A 19,982-nucleotide genomic window follows, 5' to 3' on the forward strand; every position below is an offset into this window, starting at 1 on the left:
TGTAAGACCAATCAATTTAGAATTAAAACTAATTATTCTAATCTGAGTTATTTTTAGTCAGGAGGTTAAGGATTGAGTAAAATATACGTTCTCGACACCAATGTACTACTGCAAGACCCACTAGCAATCTTTTCATTTGAAGATAATGAAGTAGTTGTACCAGCTGTTGTATTAGAGGAAGTAGACTCAAAGAAGAGATATATGGATGAAGTTGGTCGTAATGCTAGGTATGTATCCAAACTAATTGATAGCTTTCGAGAACTAGGGAAATTACATGAAAGTATTCCTCTTGAAAACGGTGGTTCGTTTAGAATTGAATTAAATCATCGCTCATTTCAACAATTGCAAGAGATCTTTGTTGAAAAAACGAATGATAATCGCATTTTAGCTGTTGCAAAAAACTTATCACTTGAAGAAGAAGCAAAAGAAAGTGGAAAAACAGTGATTTTAGTTAGTAAAGATACATTAGTTCGTGTAAAAGCGGATGCATTAAATTTACTAGCTGAAGATTATTTAAGTGATCGAGTAGTGGAAGTTGATCATATTTATACCGGTTATCTAGAGTATTACATAAATACAGATTTATTAAACAAGTTTTACGAGAAAACTGAACTTCCTGTTTCAGATATAGCGAACCATCCATTTTATCCTAATCAATTCATCGTATTAAAGGATGCTCTCGGTGGTAAGAGTTCAGCTCTTGGAGTTGTAGATAAAACAGGTACAAAAATTAAGAAATTTGTTTTCTCGAATGAACATATTTGGGGCATAAGACCAAGAAATGCACAACAGTCCATGGCCTTAGAATTACTACTTCGAGACGATATACCATTAGTTACATTGATTGGAAAAGCAGGAACTGGAAAAACTTTATTAGCTTTAGCAGCAGGTTTAATGCAAAGTGAGGACCTGCAAAGCTATAAAAAGTTATTAGTTGCTAGACCGATTGTTCCAGTTGGAAAAGATCTTGGTTATTTACCAGGTGAAAAGGATGAAAAACTTCGTCCATGGATGCAACCGATTTATGATAACCTAGAATACTTATTCAATACAAAAAAACCAGGTGAACTCGATGCGATATTAGCCGGAATGGGCTCAATTGAAGTAGAAGCTTTAACTTATATAAGAGGTAGAAGTATCCCAGAGCAATTTATTATTATAGATGAAGCACAGAATCTAACTAGGCATGAAGTAAAAACAATTTTAACTCGTGTTGGTGATAAGAGTAAAATTGTATTAATGGGGGATCCAGAACAAATTGATCATCCATATTTAGATGAATACAACAATGGATTAACATATGTAGTTGAAAAATTTAAAGATCAAAAAATAAGTGGACATGTAAAACTAATAAAAGGCGAACGTTCATCAATTGCCCAACTTGCAGCGGATATATTGTAATAATTAAATGCTTACAAAAGCAACATCTTACCAAGATCGATCAGTAAGATGTTGCTTTTGTTTTAAACTATAAAATAATCTTCTTGATTGATGTAATTGGTGTTTCTTTATTTGTGCCATCAGCAAAATATAAATGTACTGGCCCATCTTCAAGGATTCTCTTGCCATTGTATGAAAATGCTAAATAACTTTCATATACAGTTTCAAAAGGTAATTTTATTAATTCATCTTCTGTTTCGATTGTAACTTCTGAATCACGATTTTTCGGATTACTATTATCTATAAAATATGAAAATGGCATTGCATACGATTCCTTAAGCCATTCTTTTTTTTGAGTAGCGTATAAAGGGCTATTATCAACCTTTGCACCTTCAACAATTTCACGATCCCAATGCTTTGAAACACTTTTCGTATATTGCTCAAGCTCATCAACCTTTTTCAAATCACCAGCTAACAAACTATCTAACTTAACCTTTCTTTCATCAAAAATCCAAACACTTGGATCAATCGTTAACGGAAACTCCACATTACCTGTTAATTGAAAAACATCACTCATACCAAAACCCCTTCTATGTACTAAGTCTAACTATAGTGTACGACTATTTTAAGTAAAAAGACAAACAATTGAACAATATTGGCACTTATTTTCATTTGATTTTTTTATGTTTTCAACTTTTTTATAGTGATTATCTAGAGCGTTCTTTTATTTTAGAAATTAGATTTTTATTTAAAATTACATCCTAACATAAGAAAACTCTAATAAATAAACTGTTGCAAAAATATAATTTTCTAAAATACATATTTGTAAAACTTTTGATTTAAGTTGATTTTTCCTAAAAAGAACTATAATATTAAATAGATAGCTTGTACGGAAGCGGAGGGAGAAAATTGAGGTCTGATGCTGTAACAGATTACAAAGACAAAGCATTTGAATTATTAAAAAAAGATGCTGAAAAAATATTAAAATTAATAAATGTGCAACTTGATCATTTAACGATGCCACAATGCCCTCTATATGAAGAGGTTTTAGATACTCAAATGTTTGGATTATCAAGGGAGATTGATTTTGCTTCTCGTTTAGGTTTAATTGAAGCAGAACAAGGAAGAGAACTTCTTTCTGAACTTGAGCGTCAACTTTCTGCTCTACATGAAGCGTTTACAGATCAAAAGAATAAATAATTATTTGCAACAAAAGTTCAAACAATAAATGTTTGAGCTTTTTTTTGTGAATTTTTTTAATTGTTATAAGTAATAAATCTATTAATCTATGTTACAATGTTTTTATTTAAAAAGGGAATTTAGCAAAATAGTTGAATACATAAAGTATAATTAATCAAAGCAGGGATGATTAAGTAATGTTAAAAAAATATTTGAAAAATATTGATTATATGATTTTTGTTCCATTATTAGTGTTGTGTTTATTTGGATTAATTATGGTGTATAGTGCAAGCTCACCATTACCATCCATTCGTTATCAAAGTGAACATTGGCCAAGTGACTATTTCTTTCATAAGCAATTAATTGCATTTGAAGTAGGGATGTTTGCATTTGTTTTTTTAATGTTTCTACCTGCAACTTTCTTTAGAAAAAGAATTGCCATGATATTAAATATAGGGGTAAGTATAGGATTACTTATTGCAGTTCTACTCTTTGGTGAAGTTAGAAATAATGCAAAAAGCTGGGTATTTGGAATTCAACCAGCTGAGTTAATCAAATTAGGGTCAATCGTTCTATTAGCAGGATGGTACTCCAAAAGACAAAAGCGAATTACAAAGAACTGGAAAATGCTATTTGCTCCATGGAGCATAGTAGCTATTTATATCATTCTATTGAGATTACAACCGGATACAGGTACAGCTTTATTAATAATCGGTACTTGTGCTGTCGTTTCGTTTTGTAGTGGTTTTATTGTAAAGAGATTAATTCTCTTATTCGTTGGTGGCATTGGATTACTATATCCATTAATTAGTATTTGTATCAGTTTAGGGATCGGTTTAACAGATGTACAAGTTAATCGATTTTTAGCTTTCCGAAATCCTTTTGACTATGCACAAGGAATCGGATTTCAAATCGTAAATTCACTAATCGCATTTGCCAATGGTGGACTTACTGGAGTTGGATTAGGTAAAAGTATTCAAAAATTAGGTTATTTACCTGAACCTCATACCGACTTTATTCTAGCAATAATCGGTGAAGAAACAGGTTTAATAGGAGTAATTGTAGTTATTTTATGTATATTCATAATTGTTTGGCGTGGATTGTTAATAGCTCATCAATCAAAGGATTCTTTTGATTCATTATTAGCTACAGGGATTAGTGCAATCATCGTCATTCAATCATTTATAAATATTGGAGGAGTCACTTCGTTAATTCCACTTACGGGTGTTCCGTTACCTTTTGTTAGTTATGGAGGAACTTCATTAATCGTTATGCTTTCGATGGTTGGTATTTTAATGAATATTTCAATACGAAATAAGATTCATAAAGAAACTTTATAAGATCTTCAAAAATGCATTTTGAAAAAAGTTTATTCTTAATTTATTGATAATTATCTTTCATAAATACAGGAGGCTTACAAATGACTTACACGAAACAGATTAAAAAAGTTCTTGTTGCTAACCGAGGTGAAATTGCAATTCGAGTATTTCGAGCTTGCACTGAGTTAGGAATTAGAACAGTTGGTATTTATTCTAAAGAAGATGAAGGGTCATATCACCGTTATAAAGCTGACGAAGCATATATAGTTGGAAAAGGTAAAAAGCCAATTGATGCTTATCTAGATATTGAAGGTATTATTGAAATTGCAAAGAAAAACGATGTAGATGCAATTCATCCAGGATATGGATTCTTATCAGAAAATATTAAATTTGCTCAAAGATGTGAAGAAGAGGGAATTATTTTTATCGGACCATATTCAAGACACTTAGATATTTTTGGAGATAAAATTAAAGCAAAGAAGCAAGCTCTTCAAGCTAATTTGCCAATCATTCCTGGGAGTAATGGTCCAGTAAACTCATTGGATGATGTAAAGGAATTTGGTGAAACTTATGGATTCCCGATTATTATTAAAGCTGCTCTAGGTGGTGGCGGTCGTGGAATGAGGATTGTCCGTACGAATGCAGGAGTAAAAGATGCATACGAGCGTGCTAAGTCTGAAGCAAAAGCTGCTTTTGGTAATGATGAAGTTTATGTTGAGAAGTTTATTGAAAATCCAAAGCATATTGAAGTTCAAATATTAGGGGATAACCAAGGGAATATCATTCATTTGTTTGAACGCGATTGTTCAATTCAAAGAAGACATCAAAAATTAGTTGAAGTTGCACCATGTACTTCGATTAGTGAAGATTTAAGAAATAGAATTTGCGACGCGGCTGTTCAATTGATGAAAGAAGTAGAATATGTTAACGCTGGTACAGTTGAATTTTTAGTTTCTGGTAATGATTTTTATTTTATTGAGGTTAATCCACGCGTACAGGTTGAACATACAATTACTGAAATGATTACAGGAATTGATATTGTTCAAACACAGATCTTAATTGCACAAGGTAATAGTTTACATAGTGATAAAGTAGGAATACCATTACAAGATGAGATTCCAAGAATTGGTTTTGCGATTCAAGCACGTGTTACAACGGAGGACCCACTAAATAATTTTATGCCTGATACAGGAAAAATTATGGCATATCGTTCAGGTGGAGGTTTTGGTGTAAGATTAGACACTGGTAACAGCTTCCAAGGTGCTGTTATTACACCTTACTATGATTCATTATTAGTAAAAGTTACAACTCATGCATTGACATTCGAAGGCGCAATTGCGAAGTTAAATCGAAATTTAAAAGAATTCCGTATCCGTGGGATTAAAACAAATATTCCATTTTTAGAAAATGTTACGACACACCCAGATTTCTTATCTGGTGAGTATAATACTTCATTTGTCGATTCATCTCCGGAATTATTTGTTTTTGCAAAAAGAAGAGACCGCGGAACAAAATTATTAAATTATATCGGGAATGTAACAGTGAATGGATTTCCAGGTATATCGGTTAAAGAAAAACCAGCTTATGATGATATTATCATTCCAAATGTAAATCATATAAAAAATGCTGAAAGTGGAACTAAACAATTACTAGATAAATTAGGTGCGGATGAATTTTCGAAGTGGTTAAAAAATCAACCGAATGTTTTATTTACAGATACAACGTTTAGGGATGCTCACCAATCACTGCTTGCAACGAGAATCCGTTCAAAAGACCTAATTACAGTAGCAGAACAAACATCAAAATTATTACCTAACTTATTCTCTATGGAAATGTGGGGCGGAGCAACTTTCGATGTAGCGTACCGTTTCTTAAATGAAGATCCATGGGAAAGATTATTAAATTTAAGAGAACAAGTTCCAAATGTATTATTCCAAATGCTTTTACGTGGATCAAATGCAGTTGGATATAAAAATTACCCTGATAATCTTGTTAAAAAGTTTATTGAAGCATCGGCTCAAGCAGGAATCGATGTATTTAGAATATTTGATAGTCTAAATTGGATTAAAGGGATGGAAGTTGCAATAGATGCTGTAAGAGAGAGTGGAAAGCTTGCTGAGGCATCGATCTGTTACACAGGAGATATATTAGACCCAACTAGAACAAAATATAATCTAGCGTATTATAAAGAGCTTGCAAAGGATTTAGAATCGGCTGGTGCACATATTTTAGCTATTAAAGACATGGCAGGTCTATTAAAGCCTCAGGCTGCTTATACGTTAATTAGTGAATTGAAGGATACTGTAGATCTACCAATCCACTTACATACTCATGATACGAGTGGAAATGGTTTATACACATATGTAAAAGCAATAGAAGCTGGCGTAGACGTTGTAGACATCGCAATTGGAAGTATGTCTGGCTTAACTTCTCAACCAAGTGCAAATAGTTTATATTATGCTCTAAAAGGTTCAAATAACGAGACAAACTTAAATATTAACGGCTTAGAACAGTTATCAACATACTGGGAAGGCGTTCGTAAGTATTATAGTAGTTTTGAAAGTGGTATGGTTTCACCACATACAGAGGTTTATCAACATGAAATGCCAGGTGGTCAGTATTCTAACTTAAAACAACAAGCTAAAGGTGTTGGTTTAGGAGACCGATTTGAAGAAGTTAAGGATATGTATGGTAGGGTAAATCAACTATTTGGAGATGTCGTTAAAGTAACACCTTCTTCAAAAGTTGTTGGAGATATGGCTTTGTTTATGGTTCAAAATAATTTAGACGAAGATTCTGTATATGAAAAAGGAGAACATATCGATTTTCCTGATTCAGTAATCGAATTTTTTGAAGGGAAATTAGGACAACCTCATGGAGGATTTCCAAAGAGTTTACAACGTATCATCTTAAAAGGCAGACAGCCATTAACTGAAAGAGCTGGTGAGTCTTTAAAACCAATCGATTTTAAAGATGTTGAGGAATATTTATTCAAGACGTTAAATCGCCAGGTTACTAATTTTGATATATTAGCTTATTGCCTATATCCTAAAGTATTTATGGACTATCAAAAAAATGTAGAAAGCTATGGAGACTTATCTGTACTTGATACACCTTCTTTCTTCCATGGAATGAGACTGGATGAAGAAATTAAAGTAGATATTGAACGTGGTAAAACACTGATCGTTAAACTTGTTTCGATTGGTCAAGCTCAACCTGACGGAACAAGAGTAATATACTTTGAATTAAATGGTCAGCCTCGAGAAATAGTGGTTAAAGATTACTCAATTAAATCTACTGTCGTTCAAAAAAGAAAAGGGGACACTAGTAATCCAAACCATATTAACGCAACAATGCCAGGTACTGTTTTAAATGTACTAGTTAAAAAGGGAGATGTAGTTGAAAAAGGTCAAACTTTAGCAATTACAGAAGCAATGAAAATGGAAACTACTGTCCAATCTCCATTTACTGGTGTCATAAGAGACATTCTAATTACATCAGGAGAGAGTATTTCTACAGGTGATTTACTAATAGAACTAGATCAAAGATAAGAAGTACAATTGTATAGCGAAGTTAGAGAAGTTGCAGTAAAAGGACATCTCTTCTTCGCTTTAATTTTAAATGTAAAAAAAGGTATTTCTTCTACAATTAAGTGGAAGAAATACCTTTTTTATGAGATATTTTTATTTTGAAGTAACTCAGAATTTGAGCTTTTACTTCTTGTACAAACTAAACTTTGGAAACTAAATATTGCAAACAAGCATGAAATTAAAATGGCATGTGTTAATGCAACATAAATATTTAGGTTTGTAAAGACTATAACCGCTCCACAAATTACTTGAAGAGTAACAAGAATTAAAGATACAAACCATCCAAAATAAATGCCACGCTCATTACGATAGTATTTATAAGCATGTACAAAAGCAATAATTACCCAGACGAATAAAAGAAATGCAGCGAATCGATGCCCCATTTGAATCCATTCATGAACTTGTGTGGGAATACCGTTGTTTGCTTTACTACATAATGGCCAGCTAGGACAAGCTAAGCTAGCATTTTCGTGACGGACAAGAGCGCCAGTATAAACTACTAAGTATGAATAAATCCATAAACCGTAAGTATGAAATTTCATTCTTTTTCCGACATAAAAAGAATTTTTTTGATAATTGCGATCACGCTCGAAAATTAATAATGTTAACATGACTACAGCAGCAAAACAAATTAGAGAAATACCAAAATGAATTGCTTTTACAGCTGGGACTTGACCCCAAACAACCGCGGCTGCCCCAATTAATGCTTGAGCAACTAGAAAAATACAAGAAATGATTGCTAAAAACTTTGTTTCTCTTTTATGAGGAATGACAATACAAGCAAGAACTGCTAATAATAAAACAAATATCCCAGCAAGGCCTGATGCTGCACGATGAGATAATTCAATGACAGTTTGAATAGTCAGATGATCAGGAATGATTTGACCTTTACAAAGAGGCCATGATCTTCCGCAACCGAGTCCAGAATTAGTCTTTGTTACGAGTGCACCACCCAATAAAACAATTAAAAGAATGAATGAGGTAATTAACGATACCCCTTTTAAAACACGTAGCAAGTATATCCACCCACTTTTATAAAATAATAATAATTTTAAAATTTAATTATTAAAAAAATTATTCTGTAAATAATACTTCTATATCATATAAGATTACGACATAAAATTCAAAGGTAACCTTCATATTTAGACATAATATTTGTTTTTTCTTAACTTTGAATGTATTCATTTTTGAAATATAGAAATAATTAATTTTATAATTAAATAGTATTTAGTATTGAAAAGATAGGCTGTTTACGTTAAAATTTTTTTGAAACGTACACAATTTGTTCATATATTTATCACAAAAATTTCATTGAATTTAGTTTAATAGAAGTATGTCTAAATTAAAAACTCATTATGAACCATTAAAAAATGGGTATGAAAAATGAAGTTTTGCAAAAAAAGAGGAGGATTGACTTGGAACAATTAGCTAATAATGTTTCTAATAACGAAGAAACTAATCATCCTTCTAGTTCACTAAAGAAAGATTTACTTTCTTTAATGAAAATAGGGATCGTAAACTCTAATATACTGACAACTTTTACAGGTATCTGGTTAGCAATCCAAATAAATGGATTAGATATATTAGATTATTTACCAAAAGCAATTATTACTGTAATTGGTTCATCACTTATTATTGCGGGATCATGTGTAATCAATAACTATATTGATCGTGATATTGATCCGTATATGGAGAGAACGAAAAACAGACCGACTGTAACCGGTAATATTAAACCAAGCGTTACAATTTCGATTGGTATTCTTTTATTAATTGTGGGCTTTACTTTTATGGCTTTCACAACCTTAATGGCTGTTGTATATGCATTTATTGGTGCATTTACATATATCGTACTATACACTCTTTGGACGAAACGTAATTACACGTTAAACACAGTAGTAGGTAGTATATCTGGTGCAGCACCCCCATTAATTGGATGGGCAGCAATCGATGCGAATTTGCATCCAATTGCTTGGATGCTGTTTTTAATCATGTTTATATGGCAACCACCTCATTTCTTAGCACTTGCGATGAGACGTTCTGAAGAATACAAAAGAGCGGGAATTCCAATGCTACCAGTCGTTTACGGATTTGAAATGACGAAACGTCAAGTGATGATTTGGGTATTATGTTTATTACCACTGCCATTTTACATGCAAGCTCTAGGTTTACCATTTATTATTTTTGCAACAATATTGAATATTGGATGGGTTATTTTAGGATTATATTGTTATAAACAAAAGGATGATCAAAAGTTCTCTAAACTGATGTTTATATACTCCATAAACTATTTAACTCTTCTATTTATGTCAATGATTGTGTTTACAATTTCGTTTTAATTAGGGGTATTACGGGGGATTTTTTTATTGTTTGTTTAATCTTATTTTTAAATAAGAATGAAACACTTTAAATTGAAAGAGGGGGAAGTATACTTATGAAACATTGGCGATTAGTCTCGCTAATTTCCTTGATAGCAGTTATTTTGAGTGCATGTGGACATGCAAATCAATCTACACTGAATCCTCAAGGTGAAGTAGCAAAAATGCAATACGATCTTATGAAGCTAAGTACGTTGATCATGGTATTCGTTGTTGCTGTAGTAACAGTTCTTTTCCTTTACGTAATCGTGAAATATCGTCACCGTAAAGGTCAAGAGAATATTATTCCAAAGCAAGTAGAAGGTAATCATTTCTTAGAGCTTCTTTGGACAATTATTCCTGTTATTTTACTTATTATTTTAGCAGTACCAACAGTATCACAAACGTTTAAGCTTTCAGATGAGAAGCAAATAGCAAAAGATGAGAAGAAAAAAGATGCAATTGTTATTAATGTAAATGCTCATCTTTTCTGGTGGGAATTTGAGTATCCAAAACAAAAATTCATTACTTCTCAAGACATGTATATCCCAGTTGGTAAAAAAGTTATCTTAAACCTTAAAGGTCAAGATATCAAACACTCATTCTGGGTACCATCATTAGCAGGTAAGCTTGATACAAACGTTGAAGGCGAAAACAAAATGTGGCTTTCAGCGGATAAAGAAGGTACATATAATGGATTCTGTGCAGAGTTTTGTGGTCCTTCACATTCATTAATGCAATTTAAAGTTAAAGTTGTAAGTCAAGCCGATTACGATAAGTGGTTAGCTGATATGAAGAATCAGAAAGGTCAAGCTGTAACAGCAGATGCACAAGAAGGTGAAAAAATCTTCAAACAAAGCTGTATTGGTTGTCATGCTGCAGATGCAAATGATACAAGACCACCTGCTGCACGACTTGCTCCAAACTTAGCTAACTTCGGTGATCGTGATATGGTTGCTGGTATTGCTAAAAATAATGAAGCAAACATCAAAAAATGGTTAACAAATCCGGAAGCTATGAAGCCAGGAAACCTTATGACAGGTAAATATGGTGACTTATCAGCTGATCAGATTGATGCATTAACTGCATACTTAACTAGCTTAAAAATTGCAAAATAAATTAATGGATATGAAGCAAAGGGGGTAATACTGTGAGTTCTGTAGCGAAAAAGAAACCACTATTGTGGGACTACTTAACGACAGTCGACCATAAGAAAATTGCAATCCTGTATTTAATTGCAGGCGGATTCTTTTTCTTAGTTGGTGGGATGGAAGCGTTATTTATTCGTATACAATTAATTAAGCCAGACAACACATTTTTAGTTGGTGATGCTTATAACCAAGTATTAACAATGCATGGTACAACAATGATTTTCTTAGCGGCGATGCCGATGATCTTTGCATTTTTTAACGCGGTAGTACCTTTACAAATTGGTGCTCGTGACGTAGCTTTCCCGTTTTTAAATTCTTTAGGTTTCTGGTTATTCTTCGTTGGTGGAGTTTTCTTAAACCTAAGTTGGTTCTTAGGTGGAGCGCCTGACGCAGGTTGGACTTCATATGCGACACTAGCTCTACACAGTAAATCACATGGTGTAGACTTCTACTTATTAGGTCTACAAATTTCAGGTATTGGTACATTAGCAGGTGGTATTAACTTCTTAGCAACGATTATTAACATGCGTGCTCCAGGGTTAACATACATGCGTATGCCACTATTTACTTGGACAGTTTTTGTAACATCAGCACTTATTTTATTTGCGTTCCCGGCATTAACAATCGGGTTAGCGTTATTAATGTTTGACCGCCTATTTGGAACTGCATTCTTTGATGCATCTTTAGGTGGAAACTCAATGATCTTTGAACATTTATTCTGGATTTTCGGACATCCAGAGGTTTACATTCTTATATTACCGGCATTTGGTATCTTCTCAGATATCATTCCAGCATTTTCAAAGAAACGTTTATTCGGTTACTCTTCAATGGTATTCGCAACAGTTTTAATTGGTTTCTTAGGATTCATGGTATGGGCTCACCATATGTTTACAGACGGTCTTGGTGCAGTAGCAAATGCAATTTTCGCTGTTGCAACAATGGCAATTGCAGTTCCTACAGGGGTTAAAATCTTTAACTGGTTATTAACAATGTGGGGCGGACAAATTCGTTTTACAACACCAATGCTTTGGTCAGTTGCATTTATTCCATCATTCGTTCTAGGTGGGGTAACTGGTATTATGAACGCTGCAGCTCCTGCTGACTATCAATTCCATGATAGTTATTTCGTAGTAGCTCACTTCCACTACGTAATCGTAGGTGGGGTAGTATTTGGTCTATTTGCCGGTGCACATTACTGGTGGCCAAAAATGTTTGGTAAAATCTTAAATGAAACATTAGGTAAAATTACATTCTTTTTATTCTTTATTGGTTTCCATTTAACATTCTTTATCCAACATTTCTTAGGTTTAATGGGTATGCCTCGTCGTTACTTTACATATTTACCTGGACAAGGCTTAGATACAGGAAACATGATCAGCTCAATCGGAGCAATGTTCATGGGTCTAGCTACAATCGTTATGTTAATCAACGTAGTTTATACAGCAATTAAAGGTAAGAAAGCTGCTGGAGATGCATGGGGTGTAGGTCGTACACTTGAGTGGTCAATTCCTTCTCCTGCACCAGAATATAACTTTGCTCAAATTCCATATGTACGTGGATTAGACGCTCTATGGGTAGAAAAAATAGAAGGAGACGGCAAAATGACACCTGCTGAACCACTAGGTGATATTCATATGCCAAACTCATCTATTTTACCGTTTGTTATGTCAGTTGGCTTATTTATTGCAGCATTTGGGGCATTGTATAATGACCAACTTAAGAATCACACTGCAGTTGGTGTTTTAATTCTTGGCTTAGTTATTACATTCGGTTCAATGTTCTTACGTTCTTGGATTGATGATCATGGATTCCATATCCATAAAGAAGACATAGCTGATGAGGGGGTTGAGGCATAATGGAAATGAATCAAAAATTTACAGCTGAAACGTTTCCTCATAACCCTGAAAAAGCTACAGAAGAAGGTAAAAATAAGTTCTTAGCATTCTGGCTATTTCTTGGTGGAGAAACTGTATTATTCGCATCATTATTTGGTACTTTCTTAGCTTTAAGAAACTCTACTGCTGGTGGAGCAAGTGCTGCAGAAATGTTCGAACCAAAATTAGTATTCATTGCTACAATGTTACTTTTAACATCATCTCTTACAAGTGTTTACGCTATGTACCACATGAAAAACTTTGAACACAAAAAGATGATGCTATGGTTAGGAATTACAGTTTTATTAGGTCTAGGATTTTTATTGTTAGAAATTTACGAATTTAGACACTATATGCACGAATATCATTTTACAATTAAGAGTAGTGCATTTGGTTCTTCATTCTATACATTAGTAGGTACTCATGGTGCCCACGTATTTGTTGGTTTACTTTGGATCACTACTTTAATGCTTCGAAATGGTGGAAGAGGTTTAAATTTATACAACGCTCCGAAGTTTTATATTGCAAGTTTATACTGGCACTTCATTGACGTAGTATGGATTTTCATCTTTACAGTAGTATACTTAATGGGAATGGTGGGATAAGAAAATGGGTACAAATACAAACTCTCATCAAAGAAATCAAGTTGAAATAAAGTATCACAGACGTAAACATGCAGAAGAAATGAAACAGCAATTAATTTCATTTGCATTAATGATCGTTTTAACACTTGCATCATTCGCAGCAGTATTATACAGAGATAAAATGGACCCATACTTTACAGTACCATTTATTTTATTACTTGCTGTAGTACAACTAGTGTTCCAACTTTATTACTTCATGCACATGAAAAATAAAGGTCACAGCACACAAGCATTTTTCCTATATTCAGGACTTACGGTTGCTGTAATTACACTTTTAACATTCTTAACATTAATCTGGTTATGATGTAAAAAGGAAGTGAATTAAATTCACTTCCTTTTTTTATGTTTGTTTATGTAGTTTGTTGATATTTTGTGGGACTTACTTGCAGATTAGTTCAATAAGAAACATTGTATTATAGAACTTTAAAAACACATTAAAAAGGGTCTATTTTGCAGGAGATTTATCTTTTATATCAAAATCCTAACATAAACGTAAAATTACAATAAGGTGGAATGATTTGATTGAAAAAAATTGAAGCACTAGAGTGGCTTAAGAGTAATAATAATCCATCAGCATTTGCGACTAATCGATTCGGTGAAACAATTAACGCTATTAATTTTGTCGAGAAACTTTATGAACTAGGTGCAGGAAAAGTGTGTGTAGTAGGTATTAGTGATGAAAAAGACCGTATTGAAGATGAAGGAGGACCTTATGCTGACTCCTTATTAGTTGAATTACCTGAGGATGACTTAAAACGTAATGATATTATAAAGTTCTATAAAAAAGAGATGGAAGAACAAGGGATCGTCGAAGGAGAAGGAATTTTAGAATGGAATGAAAGTAATTTAGATAATGGCATACTTGGTTTTGGGTGGTATTGAGACAATGCCAATATTTGATATTTAATGAAACTAACGCATGAGTTAGTTCAACGAGATTATATGTAAGAAAAAAAGGCTATTTAAGAAAGAGCCTTTTTTGATTTCGAAACCTTTATGTAATACCTTGAAAATGATATTAATTGATTGTATAATTCTTATAGTTTTTTTGTAAATTTGCCCTTAGTAACTACAATTGAAGATTTTTAATGTTGCCAGTATGAAGAACTTATTTAGATTGAGAAAGCACATAATGAAAGTATTTTTGTGGTGTACCATAACGCTTGAGATCTTGAATTAATTCTTCATCAGCTTGAGTAATAGTTCCTTTTTCTACTCCATTAGCATCTTGTATTGATACAGGAAGTAAACTTCCATCTTGGTAATCGAAGTTAATGATTTTTCCTAAACCTTCTCCTGTAATGCTTAATGTAACACCTTCATTTACCATAGCATAACCAACAATGTCATATTTTTTCTTAAACAATTCCTCTATCTCAGCTAATGCAACAAGATCTTCTTCGCCATCATTAAATACGTTATCCTTATCAAATTTTACCCAAATACCAACAGCTTCTTTTTCTGGCGCTCTATTTAAATCTTCATAATCAATTTTCGTTATCGTTCCAGAATGATAAATAGGCTCTTCCTCATTAATACAATAAATGTCACTTCTTTTAATAATTTCTACACGATCGCCTTCACTTACTGTTAAGTCTCTTTTTGTACCAAACCTATTGTAGTAAATCAATCATATTTCCTCCTAGTAAAATTTTTTAGACTTATAAATTATCCCCAAAACTACTAAAGAAATACTTAACGAGAATAATATATTTTCATTGATGTTATCTTTGTGGTCAATCAATGAGCCAACTCAACTATGGAGATTTTTATCATTATCCGACAGAAGACTCCTTCCTCAATTATGGTGAAGGTGTGATAACACCAGTAATAGGTGGGAGATGAATGTCGGTTAGGCGTGATAAGTCTAAAGTTTTTGCTGTCTGCTTCATATCTCAATGATCTGCTCAGTCTTAAGTAAAAGAAAGGTTCCAAGAATCTCCCACTTCAAACAACCTGTAAGGGCGTTTAGTGGTGAGTAGTTCAATGGTATAAGAAAGTTCAGTGGAAGAAAACTATAAAGCCGAAATAATTTTAGAATGAGTACTAATTCGGTTATGGTTGAACAGTAAAATGGAAGGGATGATTCAAAGATGGATATGGAAATTCCTAATGATGAAGATATTGAAATGGAAGAAAAGGTTGAGCTAAGTGGTAGTATTGATAAATTAACAGAGCATGTAATTTGGGGTGCACAAGGTTTCATGGATATTCCTGATCAAGGTAAAACGTACAGAAAAAAATATTTAGGAAACCGATATCAATAAATCAAGAAATCGTTTACCGTGAAAAAGTAAGTTAAAAAGACAGGCAAGGGATAATACTCTGTATAATTTCCATTAGATATTCATGAATAAATATTGATACATAACAAGCACATACGTTATTGAAGTTCATATTACCTTTTAAGCAATTAGCGCATTACGATAAGATCATTCAAAATTTAGGAGCTGATTGATTAATCAGCTCCTATTTCACAGTTCAAAAAAGCAATTCAACTAACTCTAAGTGGTTCTTTATTATTAGGAGGTTGGCTAGTTTTTGAGGAAGAATCTTTATTCAATGCCAATAATAATATCATTCCAATAATACAAGCTGTACCAAGCCATTGGAAAAAACCAAAAGGTTCTTTTAACCAAAAGATTGTAGTTAAGACAGCAGCTAGAGGTTCGATACTTCCAAGCAGACTTGATTCCTTAGGTGGAAGGCTTTGTAAACTTTCGATATAGAACCAAAATGCTATCATTGTACCGAATATGATAATGAAGACTAAATATAAAATTGCTTCAAGCGTTAAGTTTTTATAGTCCATTTGCCAAGGTGGATGGATAAAACTCAATAAAAATCCACCGATAATCATAGCCCATCCGACAATGACAAGTGAGTCGTATTGCTTAAGCAACGGTATGGCAAATAAAGTATAAAATGCTAAAGCTATTCCAGATAATACACCCCAAGCGATTGCAAGTACTGGCACAGATAATTGCGAAATTGAGCCGTTTGTTAATAAGAGAAAACTTCCAATTAATGCTAGAGAAACAGTTAACAAATCTCTACTTGTTAGAGTGGTTTGTTTGCGTACAATTAAATAAAGGATAATCATTACAGGTGCTAAATACTGTAATAGTGTTGCAACAGCAGCGTTTCCATGTTTAATAGAAGCCATATATGTGTATTGAACGGCTAGCATCCCTAATACCCCGAAGATAATTAGTTGAATTGCGATCTTTCCATTTTTCCAAACCCCAAGGATCTGAGAACGGTCTTTTTTAAAATATTGAATGGCTAGGAGTAATAACCCAGCTATAAGCAAACGGGTAGTTACTAGCCAATCTACATCGATTTGATACTGTTGAAAAAGTTTTTTTGCGACTGTACCACCAATCCCCCAAAATACTGCTCCTATGATAACAAGAACTATTCCCTTACGTCTATTCATGATTTTAGTCTCCACCTTCAAATATAAAAATAGTGTTATAATAAGCTAAATGATAAGTGGAAAAATGCTAAAATAATACTCAAATCGAATGGAAAAATGTAAGGATATTGAGGTGGATATCGGGAAATGCAAATTAAAAACTTTATGGTTGATAAAAGTTTGAAAGAATTAACTAAACATCATACTGTTGTTTTGCCATTTGCATGTTATGAAACAACGATTAAGCAAAACATTAATAGTTATATACCACTTCATTGGCATGATGAATTTCAGTTTGTTCACGTTGTTAAAGGAGAAGCAATTTTTCAAATAAATGAAGAAAATATTTTTGTTCAAGAAGGGGAAGGGCTTTTTATAAATAGTGGTTGCCTGCATATGGCAAAAGATCGGAACGATTCAGATTGTACCTATATTTGCTTAAATGTTTCTCCAAGTTTCGTTTTGTCTCAAGAACTTTATACAACCTTTGTAAAGCCTTATTATCAGGCGACTAATATCCCATTTTTATTCCTAGATCCAAAGGAGCTATGGGCCAATAGCATTTTATGCTATATTTTGAAAATCAATGAGATGATCAAACAAAATTCACCATTCTATGAAATCGATGTCAGCTTACATCTCACATTAATTTGGAAGAATTTAATTATGAATGGGATTGAATTAGAGTATGAGCAGTCGGTAGTGGTAAAGAGTAACCGAATGAAGCAAATGTTAAATTGGATACACCTACATTTTTCTGAGAAAATACTATTAGACGACATTGCAAGAGCGGGTCAATTAAGCCGATCTGAGTGTTGTCGATATTTCAATCGTATTTTAAAAACAACTCCTTTAAACTATGTAACCGATTATCGAATACAAAAAAGTTTAATATTACTACAACAACCAGAATCGAATGTAACTGAAGTTGCCTTTCAAGTTGGATTTAACAGCACAAGTTACTTTATTGATAAATTCCGAAAGTCAATGAACTTGACACCATTAGCTTACAAAAAACTAAAAATTCCAGAACTCCTTTAAAGTAAAACACAAAACATCTTTCAGTTGAAAGTTGCTTAACTGTAGCAATATGGAGCGTTAGAACTCACAGATCATAATCATGACATAAACTCATCGTAATGATAGAGTAATATGAAAAAAGATACAAATAGGTGGTGGCATTTTTATGAAGCATCTTCTTCCTAGAATAGAAGATTTGTTGCAAAGAAATTTTTCTTTGTACTCTGATATGGAGTTCAATAAAGAAGCAGCGTATATATTTAAACAGCATCATAATGAAGTCTGGATGTTAACGATCAATGAGTATCTTCATTTTAAGAGTAGGAATATAAAAGAATTTGATTGGAAAAAAGCCAGCGTATTCAATGAAAAAGCTGTTATTCAAGATGTGATTCAAGAATTGCAAACATCAGATGTTGTAGTCATTATAGATGGAGAGGAAAAAATTAAGGGCTATATCAATTCTGCTGTTTTAGTTTCCAAAGTTTTTGAATCTTATCAATATTTAGAGGCCTATTTTCGAACGATGATTGATACAATGGATGGTTCGGTCTCGATTGTAGATGAAGCTGGAAAAACAGTTGTTTGGACTCATGGTGCTGAAAGGATTTTTTCAATTCCTAAAGAAGAAATTATAGGGAATAAAATGGAGGAATTTTTTCCGAAAGATATGTTATTGAATAAAGTTACAATGGATACAGGTCAATCCTTTCGTCATAAGCAGCATAAACCACGTGAGGATCTCTTTGTCATGATTAATAGCAGCCCAATCTTCATAAATGATCGAATTGTTGGTGCAGTTGCGGCTGAAACCGACATTACGAGCCAAGTGATAATGAATCAAGAACTTATGAATGCTTCCTCCAAAATCCTACAATTGCAGAAGGAGGTTTCAAGACTGCAATTGTCACACGATTCTTTTCAACAAATTAAAGGTTCGAGTCAATTGATGAAAGAAACAGTTTCGTTATCAAAGAAAATGTCTGAAACGAGTGCAAATATTTTATTACTTGGTGAAACGGGGGTTGGGAAGGAAGTCTTTGCAAAAGCTATCCATTTTTATCGTGGATCATCTTCTCCATTTATTGCTGTAAACTGTGGTGCGATAACACCATCATTGTTTGAGAGTGAATTTTTTGGCTATGAAAAAGGAGCATTTTCTGGTGCAGATGTAAAAGGTAAAAAAGGAAAACTAGAGTTGGCGCACGGAGGAACACTTTTTCTGGATGAAATTGGGGACTTACCGTTGGATATGCAAGTGAAGTTACTTAGAGTTTTGCAAGATAAAACGTATTACCGCGTTGGTGGTACAAAGCAGCTAACAGCGGGGTGTCGAATCATTGCTGCTACAAATAAGGATTTAGAAGCAATGGTTGAAGCTAATACATTTCGTGAAGATCTTTATTATCGTCTTAACATTTTATCCATTACGATTCCCCCGTTAAGAGAACGAAAAGAAGACGTAATGGAGCTCCTTCATCAATTAATCTATGAGTTTTCTTTACTATATCATCGAACGATTAAAATAGTTGACCCTCAGGTAACTTCCGCCTTATTACAATACGATTGGCCTGGAAATGTAAGAGAGATGAGAAATGTTATTGAACGATTAGTATTACTGTCAGTAGAAGGAACCATCTCTATAGGAGCTTTACCTCCAAAGTTGCTACAATCTACATTGTTACCTACTGTCAATGATGACTCCTTGCAAGATGATCTAAATGATTATGAAAAAAATAAAATCATTGAAGCCATTCAAACAGAGGAAGGGAACAAGCAAGCAGCAGCAAAAAAACTAGGAATATCTCGAGCTACTTTATATAATAAAATGAAAAAATTAAAGATTGAGCTTTAAAACAAAAAGCCTTTTCGACTAAATTAGTCCAGACGAGCGTAAGAAACTCCTGGGCTGATTTAGAACATAGAAATCAAATCTTTAAGCAGTTATCTCCCAGTATTTCTCCTCAATCCATTAATATCAACTTTTAAATAATCATACTACATATGTCATATTCCACGGTTCTGTCAAATCACTATTGTCTATACATTTAGA

At 33.2% G+C, this 19,982-nt stretch carries 17 protein-coding genes; 13 read left to right on the plus strand and 4 right to left on the minus strand.

Annotated features, from left to right (window positions below):
- The first annotated feature begins 72 nt into the window (after nucleotides 1–72).
- Nucleotides 73–1,401: a PhoH family protein gene (locus BM319_RS07460; protein ID WP_056468520.1), complete on the plus strand. Its 1,329-nt coding sequence runs from the start codon at nucleotides 73–75 to the stop codon at nucleotides 1,399–1,401.
- Between the two features lie 67 nt (nucleotides 1,402–1,468).
- Here BM319_RS07460 and BM319_RS07465 read toward each other — a convergent pair whose 3' ends face one another.
- Nucleotides 1,469–1,957, minus strand: coding sequence for a hypothetical protein (locus tag BM319_RS07465; RefSeq protein WP_091022053.1), 489 nt, complete (start codon nucleotides 1,955–1,957; stop codon nucleotides 1,469–1,471).
- Nucleotides 1,958–2,289: 332 nt separating this feature from the next.
- Between BM319_RS07465 and BM319_RS07470 the strand changes: the two genes are divergently transcribed.
- The 3 genes from BM319_RS07470 to pyc all read left to right on the plus strand — a co-directional run bounded on the left by BM319_RS07470 (nucleotide 2,290) and on the right by pyc (nucleotide 7,429).
- Entirely contained in the window at nucleotides 2,290–2,580 is a 291-nt protein-coding gene (locus tag BM319_RS07470) for an Fpa/YlaN family protein (protein ID WP_069035558.1), read from the plus strand.
- A 176-nt stretch (nucleotides 2,581–2,756) separates the two neighbouring features.
- A complete protein-coding gene (locus BM319_RS07475; RefSeq protein ID WP_069035559.1) occupies nucleotides 2,757–3,899 on the plus strand; it encodes an FtsW/RodA/SpoVE family cell cycle protein in 1,143 nt (380 codons plus the stop codon).
- 80 nt (nucleotides 3,900–3,979) lie between these two features.
- Entirely contained in the window at nucleotides 3,980–7,429 is a 3,450-nt protein-coding gene (gene pyc / locus BM319_RS07480) for a pyruvate carboxylase (protein ID WP_091022056.1), read from the plus strand.
- Between the two features lie 119 nt (nucleotides 7,430–7,548).
- Here the strand turns inward: pyc and BM319_RS07485 are convergent, their stop codons facing one another.
- The gene (locus tag BM319_RS07485; RefSeq protein WP_091022058.1) at nucleotides 7,549–8,484 is read right to left on the minus strand and encodes a COX15/CtaA family protein; all 936 of its coding nucleotides are present in this window, start codon (nucleotides 8,482–8,484) and stop codon (nucleotides 7,549–7,551) included.
- Between the two features lie 360 nt (nucleotides 8,485–8,844).
- Here BM319_RS07485 and cyoE point away from each other — a divergent pair, with 360 nt between their 5' ends.
- The 6 genes from cyoE to BM319_RS07515 all read left to right on the plus strand — a co-directional run bounded on the left by cyoE (nucleotide 8,845) and on the right by BM319_RS07515 (nucleotide 14,373).
- Nucleotides 8,845–9,804 (plus strand): heme o synthase, encoded by a 960-nt coding sequence (gene cyoE / locus BM319_RS07490; protein WP_084007051.1) that lies wholly within the window; start codon nucleotides 8,845–8,847, stop codon nucleotides 9,802–9,804.
- A gap of 95 nt (nucleotides 9,805–9,899) precedes the next feature.
- Nucleotides 9,900–10,940, plus strand: a complete 1,041-nt coding sequence (coxB, locus tag BM319_RS07495; RefSeq protein WP_069035562.1) for a cytochrome c oxidase subunit II — start codon at nucleotides 9,900–9,902, stop codon at nucleotides 10,938–10,940.
- A gap of 32 nt (nucleotides 10,941–10,972) precedes the next feature.
- The gene (gene ctaD / locus BM319_RS07500; RefSeq protein ID WP_069035563.1) at nucleotides 10,973–12,829 is read left to right on the plus strand and encodes a cytochrome c oxidase subunit I; all 1,857 of its coding nucleotides are present in this window, start codon (nucleotides 10,973–10,975) and stop codon (nucleotides 12,827–12,829) included.
- Entirely contained in the window at nucleotides 12,829–13,452 is a 624-nt protein-coding gene (locus BM319_RS07505) for a cytochrome (ubi)quinol oxidase subunit III (protein ID WP_069035564.1), read from the plus strand. The genes ctaD and BM319_RS07505 overlap by 1 nt, the downstream gene beginning before the upstream one ends.
- Nucleotides 13,453–13,456: 4 nt before the next feature.
- Nucleotides 13,457–13,795 carry a cytochrome c oxidase subunit IVB gene (gene ctaF / locus BM319_RS07510; RefSeq protein ID WP_069035565.1) on the plus strand — a complete coding sequence of 113 codons (339 nt, stop codon included), beginning with the start codon at nucleotides 13,457–13,459 and terminating at the stop codon, nucleotides 13,793–13,795.
- Nucleotides 13,796–14,013: 218 nt separating this feature from the next.
- A complete protein-coding gene (locus BM319_RS07515; protein WP_069035566.1) occupies nucleotides 14,014–14,373 on the plus strand; it encodes a hypothetical protein in 360 nt (119 codons plus the stop codon).
- Between the two features lie 226 nt (nucleotides 14,374–14,599).
- Here BM319_RS07515 and BM319_RS07520 read toward each other — a convergent pair whose 3' ends face one another.
- Entirely contained in the window at nucleotides 14,600–15,121 is a 522-nt protein-coding gene (locus tag BM319_RS07520; protein WP_091022060.1) for a hypothetical protein, read from the minus strand.
- 463 nt (nucleotides 15,122–15,584) lie between these two features.
- On the opposite strand from BM319_RS07520, the gene BM319_RS24635 reads away from it, so the two are divergent.
- Nucleotides 15,585–15,758: a hypothetical protein gene (locus BM319_RS24635; RefSeq protein ID WP_175403541.1), complete on the plus strand. Its 174-nt coding sequence runs from the start codon at nucleotides 15,585–15,587 to the stop codon at nucleotides 15,756–15,758.
- Between the two features lie 227 nt (nucleotides 15,759–15,985).
- On the opposite strand, the gene BM319_RS07525 is transcribed toward BM319_RS24635, so the two are convergent.
- Nucleotides 15,986–16,930 carry a DMT family transporter gene (locus BM319_RS07525; RefSeq protein WP_091022062.1) on the minus strand — a complete coding sequence of 315 codons (945 nt, stop codon included), beginning with the start codon at nucleotides 16,928–16,930 and terminating at the stop codon, nucleotides 15,986–15,988.
- 126 nt (nucleotides 16,931–17,056) lie between these two features.
- On the opposite strand from BM319_RS07525, the gene BM319_RS07530 reads away from it, so the two are divergent.
- Both BM319_RS07530 and BM319_RS07535 read left to right on the plus strand, forming a co-directional pair.
- A complete protein-coding gene (locus BM319_RS07530; protein ID WP_069035569.1) occupies nucleotides 17,057–17,950 on the plus strand; it encodes an AraC family transcriptional regulator in 894 nt (297 codons plus the stop codon).
- Nucleotides 17,951–18,095: 145 nt separating this feature from the next.
- On the plus strand, nucleotides 18,096–19,784 hold the full coding sequence (locus BM319_RS07535) for a sigma-54 interaction domain-containing protein (protein WP_091022065.1): 1,689 nt from the start codon (nucleotides 18,096–18,098) through the stop codon (nucleotides 19,782–19,784).
- Nucleotides 19,785–19,982: the final 198 nt, after the last annotated feature.

The organism is Bacillus sp. UNCCL81, assembly GCF_900112535.1.
Taxonomy (GTDB): domain Bacteria; phylum Bacillota; class Bacilli; order Bacillales; family Bacillaceae_G; genus Gottfriedia; species Gottfriedia luciferensis_B.